This is a genomic window from uncultured Demequina sp., assembly GCF_913055775.1.
Lineage (GTDB): Bacteria > Actinomycetota > Actinomycetes > Actinomycetales > Demequinaceae > Demequina.
Genome location: NZ_CAJXJX010000140.1, coordinates 1 through 6,592, shown reverse-complemented (window position 1 = coordinate 6,592; position 6,592 = coordinate 1). Strand labels below are relative to the sequence as shown.

The window sequence follows — 6,592 nt, the reverse complement described above, 5'->3', positions numbered from 1 at the left end:
CTCGAAGCGCGGGTCGCCCAGAGCTTCATCGGCGTCAACCTCAACCCCGACCCGAGCGGCGGGCACTGGACCTCGCCGCCGCTCACCGACCGCTACTGGTACCCGATCTACGAGCGGATGGTCGAGCACGATCTCCCCGCGATGATCCACGTCTCCGCGTCCGCCAACCCCGCATTCCACGCGACCGGAGCGCACTACATGAACGCGGACACCACCGCCTTCATGCAACTGCTCCAGGGCGACCTGTTCGCCGACTTCCCGACGTTGCGGCTGATCATCCCTCACGGCGGGGGAGCGGTGCCCTACCACTGGGGCCGCTACCGAGGGCTGGCAGACATGCTCAGCAAGCCAGCACTCGCCGACCACCTCATGAACAACGTGTTCTTCGACACGTGCGTCTACCACCAGCCGGGCATCGACCTGCTCACCAGCGTGGTTCCGGCGGAGAACATCCTGTTCGGCTCGGAGATGGTGGGCGCGGTCCGGGGGATCGACCCCGAGACCGGCCACTACTTCGACGACACGCTCCGGTACATCGAGGCCGCCAACGTGTCCGAGGCCGACCGTGAGGCGATCCTGTCGGGCAACGCGCTGCGCGTGTTCCCGAGGCTCGGCGCGCGGGTCTGACCTCCACGCCCTCAGGAGGTGTCAGTTGGTCGTCACCGACGCGTCGACACAGTGACCGTGAATTTTGCGTTGCGTGCGACCTGCTGGGTGGGGCCGATCGTCCGCTCGAGCAGCGGCCGGTACCTGAGAGCAGAGTTCCACACGCACCACAGCTGACCCCCGGAGCGGAGGACCCTGGACACATCCGTGAACATTCGGGGCGCGATGAGGTCAGTGACCGCTGCGGCTGAGTGAAACGGCGGGTTTAGGGCGATGAGGGATGCGCTGGCGGAAGGCCGGGTCTCCAGCATGTCGTCACGGACCACCGTGACACGGTCCTCGATGCCGTTCGCGAGCATCGTTGCTTGTGCGGAGGCGATGGCGATGGACGACTGATCACACGCGTGCACATGCGCACCCGGGTATTGCATCGCCATCCACGCGCCCACGATCCCCGTTCCGCAGGCGAAGTCGATCAACGGATCGTTGGGTGTCCCGCCTACAGGAGCATCTGGAAGGTTCTCAAGGAGGAGCCGGGTGCCGATGTCGAGCCGTGCTCCCGCGAACACTCCGCCGTACGCGCGCACGTCGATTCCAGCAACGCGTGCTTGGGCGGGCATGGGGTCACGGCCAGCCCGAGGAGCGCGGGCGACCAGGACTCGCGACTTCTGTCGGGCATGGGTGACGTCCAACTGACCGAAACACTCGCTCAGCACCGCGTTCATTGACAGGGACATGTGCTTGAGTCGACCGCCTGCGACGACGACCACGGAGGGATCTGCGTGCGCGGCGATCAGGCTGGCTATATCCCGCAAGGCGTCGAGAGAACGGGGGAGGCGGAGCAGAACCAGCAGCGCCCCGCTCACCAACCCCGCGTCGAGAGGCCCAGACCGGAAACGGCCCGTGAGGCCCACGCGAGAAGCGTTGGCTTCGAGCGCGCGCTCACCGGTGAGCGCGTCGATGTGCGTACGCACCTGGCTCGCGCCGGCATGTACCGCTCCGAGGGTGAGTGCGCCGTAGGCGTCGTTGACCACCACGATGTCGCCTGGCTGGGCCGATGCGCGCAACTCCGCGGATTCGTCCAGGATCAAGCGATCCGCCGCGTCGACCGCGACAAGCCCGGGCGCCTCGACATCGGGCCAGCGCCGCAGTGCGTCGAAGATCACGATGAGAGCCTAGCCGCGGGTGGCGAAGGCAGCCGCCGAGGTTGTGCCCTGGCAGGTGTGAAAGGGTTGCTGTCATGCCTGAGCAAACCGGTGGGCAAGGCCGCATCCGCCTTCCCGCACCTGGCACACGAGTTGTCGTGCGGTACCTGATCTCCACCGGGGAGGCGACTGACGCGCTCGGCGAGCTGCTCAGCGTCGACGACGAGGTGGTCCTGGTGGACGGCGTGCGTGGGATCGAGCGGATCCCCATGGCGATGGTCGTCGCAGCCAAGGAAGTGCCTCCTCGTGCGCAGCGCCGGCCGGGTGGGACGTGGTAGCCGACTCCTGCGCAGCACACGAACCCGCATGCAGGACGCCGCCGTTGACCCGGCACGACGCTGGTTCTACGGTGAACCCAGGGCCGCGCGGGTGCGTCCCAGGGGGAAACACCATGGTCGACACCGAGCTCAGTGCCACCCGCGTGCGTCGCGCACGCCTGGCGGTGATGGTCTACTTCGTTGGCGTCGGCACGCTCGCGGGGACCATCATCTCGCGGATGCCCAGCGTCAGAGACTCGCTCGACGTCTCGCCTGCGCAGTTGGGAGCCATCCTGCTAGTGGGGTCGATCGGCGGTCTGCTGTCGTTCTCCGTGCTCGGCGGGCTGGTTGCGCGCTTTGGATCGCTCGCGGTGGTGCGGTGGGGATCTGCGTGCAACGGCATCGGCTTGGCCCTAATGTCTGGAGGAACCGTCCTGGGCGTGCCAGCGATGTACGCGGGCGGTCTGTTCATCGCGTTGGGAACGATCGAGGCGGTGATGGCAGTCGCGAACACCCAGGCTGCCGGCATCGAGCGGCGTGTGGGCAGCGCGATCATGTCGCAGTTCCACGCGGGATTCTCGCTGGCGATGCTCTGCGGGATCGGGCTCGGATCGCTCGCATCGCGCCTGGGCGTGTCCGTCGCAGTCCAGTTTGCCGTCACCGGCGCGATCGCATGCACCGCATTCGTGCTGGTCGCACGGACCGCGATCCTCGATGCCGTCCACCGCGACCACACCGCACGGGACCGCAAGGGCGGGATCTTCGTGACCGTCAGGATGGCGACACGTGAACGCCGCACGGTGCTTCTGGGACTCATCCTGCTCGCGGCCTTCACCACCGAGGTCGGCTCCTCGAGCTGGATCCCGCTCGCGCTCGTGGACGACTACGCGTCGACCGAAGCGATTGCGGGCGTGGTGTACGCCGGGGTCGTTCTCGCGCAGAGCATCACCCGGGTGGTGGGTCCCCGCTGGGTGGACGTGCACGGTCGCGTGACGACTCTGCGCGCGAGCGCCGTGCTCCTGGCCGCCGGGTCTTTGCTGTTCGCCTTCTCTCCGGTCTTCTGGGCGGTCCCGCTCGCGATGCTGATCTGGGGCGTGGGCACGGCGTTCGCGTTCCCGATCGCGCTGTCGTCGGCGGCGGACGACCCGCGGGACGCGACTGCCCGCGTCGCGGCCGTGAGCGCATTCGGATCCGCAGGTGGCCTGATCATCCCCCAGGTGATCGGCCTGCTCGCTGAGGTGGTCGAGATCCGTCAGGCACTGCTGATCGTGGTGGTGGCGGCACTGGCGATCTTCCTCCTGGCGCCTGCAGCGCGCCCGCTGGTGGCCGAGGCGCCTCCGCAGTCGTCAGGTGAGCCCGACGCCGAGCCCGTAGGTTGACACGCCACTCTCACGGCGCGGTGCGATGCGTGTTGGAGGAGCCCTTCCGCTCGCCCTGCTCCGCCTCTGCAACGATGCGATTGACCATGCCGCTGAAGATCAGTCCGTGGAACGGCAGCATCGACAGCCAGTACAGCCTGCCGGTGAGTCCACGAGGGAAGAACACGGCGCGCTGCCGGTACACCGATCCGTCCTCGGCGGGATCGACACCGAGCTCGAGCCATGCTGCGCCGGGGACGCGCATCTCCGCACGCAGCCGCAGCAGCCTCCCACGATCGACGCGTTCCACCCTCCAGACGTCAATCGCGTCGCCCTCGCGGATAGTCGTCTGCGTCCGGCGGCCCCGGCGGTGGCCCACGCCGCCGCTCACCCGGTCGATGAGCCCCCTGGTCGCCCACAGCACGGAGGCCGAATACCAGCCGGTCGCTCCTCCCACCTGGGAGATCACGTTCCACACCGCTGCGGTGTCCGCTGTCGTGTCCTTGCGCCGCTCGTCCTGGAACACCGTGCGGCCCGTCCACTCGGGGTCGCTGGGCATGGGGTCGCTCGGTGCGTGGGCGACCTGGGCGTCGACCCAGCTCGTCTCGACCTGATCGAGCTCGATGCGTCCGAGGGCCAGCCGCACCGACTCCGCGTACCCCGTGAGCCCTTCCGGAGGGGGAGGGATCAGGCCGTTGATCGCCTGGTCCTTCATGACGCACGTGTGGAGCAGAGACTCGACCAGCGGCTTGGCTATTTGCCGCGGCACAGGTGTCACCAGCCCGACCCAGTGGGACGCCAGCCTGGGGGTGAGCACCGGGAGCGCGGTGATGCCTCGACGCGGCAGGCCCGCGACCGCCGCGTAGCCGTTCATCATCTGCGCATACGTCAGGACGTCCGGCCCGCCCACGTCGAAGGCGTCGTTCACGCCGGGCGCGGCGCGCGCGGCGGCGAGCAGGTAGTAGACGACGTCGCGCACGGCGATGGGCTGAATGGAGTTCCTCACCCACCGCGGTGCGGGCATGTACGGGAGCACTTCCGTGAGGTGTCGGATCATCTCGAACGACGCCGAGCCGGCCCCGATGACGACCCCCGCCTGCAGCACGATGGTCGGGACGGCCGATGCGACGAAGATGTCTCCCACGTCCTTGCGAGAGGCGAGGTGGGGCGCCAGGTCGACGTCGTTCGGGTGGAGGGCGCCCAGGTACACGATGCGGTCGACCTCGTGAGCAGAGGCCGCCTTGGCGACGGTGAGGGCGATCGAGAGGTCGATCCTGCCGTAGTCGCGGCCCCCCGACATCGAATGGATCAGGTGGTACACGATGTCGACGTCGTCCATCGCGCGATTCATCGCGTCCGAGTCAGAAGCGTCGCCCTCGATGACCTCGACCTCGTCGGCCCAGGGAAGGGAAGCGATGCGCCCTGCGGAGCGGGTCAGGGTGCGGACCCGGTAGCCGCCGGCAAGCAGGCGAGGCACCAGGCGCCCGCCGATGTAGCCGGTCGCTCCCAGCACGAGCACCCGCGGCGTCGAGCCGTCTTCGCGCGCCGTGGCGCGCAAGGCCGCCTCAGTGCCGAACGGGCTGCTGAGTCGGACCGCCCGCGCGTCGACAGGGTCGTCGTCTCCCACCAGTGCCCCCTTTCCCAGCGTGACTGTCCAGTGATGACAACCGAGAACTGCTCCCGAGGTATTCCGTGACCCACTGGCGCATCCGGTGGGTCCGCTCCTAGGTCGGCGGCTCCGTTCCCGTGAGTGCCGCGATCTCTTCCCCCACGAACGGGTCGTCGGGGCGTTGCTCGGCGAGTTCGCGCTGAATCGCGAGCGCCTCGTCGTCGCGGCCGAGCGTGCGGAGGCAGCGCCCGACGGCCCAGCGCGCGACGTGCCGCTGCTCAGCTGAGCCGTGATCGTTAGCGAAGAGTAGCGCCGCCTCGAAGTGCTCCAGCGCGGCCGCCGCGTCGCCCGCGTCGTGCTCGGTCCAGCCGAGGTTGTTGTGCAGAGCGACGCCCCAGCGCTTCAGGCGACTGTCACCGCTCCGATGGACGATCGCGAGGCCCTCCTGGGCCCAGTCGCGCTCGTTTCCCGCGTCGGCGATCGCGAGCATGTGCAGCGCGTCGACCTCCAGAAACGCCGCATCCACGGCGGCGGCCTCGTCAACCGCGCGCTCGAAGTGCGCGATCGCGTCGGCCGGTGCGTCTCGAGAGACGAGCAGGCGACCCCGCTCGAGCTCGATCCGCGCCCGGATCTCGCCCGGGGGCTCCGACCCCGCGAGAGCGTCGAGCACCGCGTCCGCATCGGAGAACTTCGACTGGAGGCCGAGCGCACGAACGAGCTGAGTCGCCATCACCGCGCGATGGTGCGCGTCCGACGAGTCATCGATCCAGGCCTCGCGGAATCGCTGCTCCGACACCTCTGGAGAACCGAAGTCCCACATCGCATCCAGGAGCTGCTGGAGAGCGTCACGGCTGCGCGCTGTCGGGGTGGCCACGTCTCCATGATGGCAGGACGTCCCCGTCCATCGCGGGCCACGGGCCCACAAGCCGCGCGCCTCAGCCGAGGAAGATGTCCGGGTAGAGCGCCTCGTCCGGAGTGCCGGGCACCGCCGCGTAGCCGGAGAAGTCCGTCACGCCCGCCGCTTCGAGCACGTCCTCGACGATCAGCGTCTGTCCCGTGAGCTCGCGCGCCGGCGCGGTGAGAACCGCGTGCGCGGCATCCGCGTAGATCTCCGGTGTCCTGCTCACCTTCATGAGCCGGTCGCCCCCCAGCACGTTCTGGACGGCGGCGGTGGCGATCGTGGTGCGGGGCCACAGGGTGTTGGCGGCGACGCCGCGGTCGGCGAACTCGGCCGCGATTCCCAGCGTCGCCATCGTCATCCCGAACTTCGCCATCGAGTAGCCTGTGTGGGCGCCCAGCCACCGCGGCGTCGTCGTGAGCGGCGGCGACAGCGACAGCACGTGGGGGTTCGGGGCCTCGAGCAGATAGGGGAGTGCGGCGCGGGACAGCATGAAGGTGCCTCGCACGTTGACGTCCTGCATGAGGTCGTACTTCTTTGCCGAGAGATCCGCGGATCCGCTCAGGTCGATCACGCTGGCGTTGTTCACCACGACGTCGATCCCGCCGAAGGCATCGACGGCGAGCTGCACCGCGCGATCGATGTCCTCGTCGTTGCGC

7 protein-coding genes are annotated in these 6,592 nt (G+C 68.8%); 3 read left to right on the top strand and 4 right to left on the bottom strand.

What is annotated here, in order from left to right; genetic code table 11:
- Positions 1-627: amidohydrolase family protein (locus QZ483_RS11980; protein WP_297084292.1), on the top strand; the 627-nt coding region annotated here is incomplete at its 5' end.
- A gap of 32 nt (positions 628-659) precedes the next feature.
- Here QZ483_RS11980 and QZ483_RS11975 read toward each other — a convergent pair.
- Positions 660-1,775 carry a class I SAM-dependent methyltransferase gene (locus QZ483_RS11975; RefSeq protein ID WP_297084294.1) on the bottom strand — a complete coding sequence of 372 codons (1,116 nt, stop codon included), beginning with the start codon at positions 1,773-1,775 and terminating at the stop codon, positions 660-662.
- Positions 1,776-1,909: 134 nt separating this feature from the next.
- Between QZ483_RS11975 and QZ483_RS11970 the strand changes: the two genes are divergently transcribed.
- Both QZ483_RS11970 and QZ483_RS11965 read left to right on the top strand, forming a co-directional pair.
- Positions 1,910-2,089, top strand: a complete 180-nt coding sequence (locus QZ483_RS11970; protein ID WP_297084290.1) for a hypothetical protein — start codon at positions 1,910-1,912, stop codon at positions 2,087-2,089.
- Positions 2,090-2,202: 113 nt separating this feature from the next.
- On the top strand, positions 2,203-3,447 hold the full coding sequence (locus tag QZ483_RS11965) for an MFS transporter (RefSeq protein ID WP_297084288.1): 1,245 nt from the start codon (positions 2,203-2,205) through the stop codon (positions 3,445-3,447).
- 10 nt (positions 3,448-3,457) lie between these two features.
- Here QZ483_RS11965 and QZ483_RS11960 read toward each other — a convergent pair whose 3' ends face one another.
- The 3 genes from QZ483_RS11960 to QZ483_RS11950 form a co-directional block, all read right to left on the bottom strand.
- Positions 3,458-5,053: an SDR family oxidoreductase gene (locus tag QZ483_RS11960; RefSeq protein WP_297084286.1), complete on the bottom strand. Its 1,596-nt coding sequence runs from the start codon at positions 5,051-5,053 to the stop codon at positions 3,458-3,460.
- 97 nt (positions 5,054-5,150) lie between these two features.
- On the bottom strand, positions 5,151-5,909 hold the full coding sequence (locus QZ483_RS11955) for a tetratricopeptide repeat protein (protein ID WP_297084284.1): 759 nt from the start codon (positions 5,907-5,909) through the stop codon (positions 5,151-5,153).
- Positions 5,910-5,970: 61 nt separating this feature from the next.
- On the bottom strand, positions 5,971-6,592 hold a 622-nt coding region (locus QZ483_RS11950; protein WP_297084282.1), incomplete at its 5' end, for an SDR family oxidoreductase.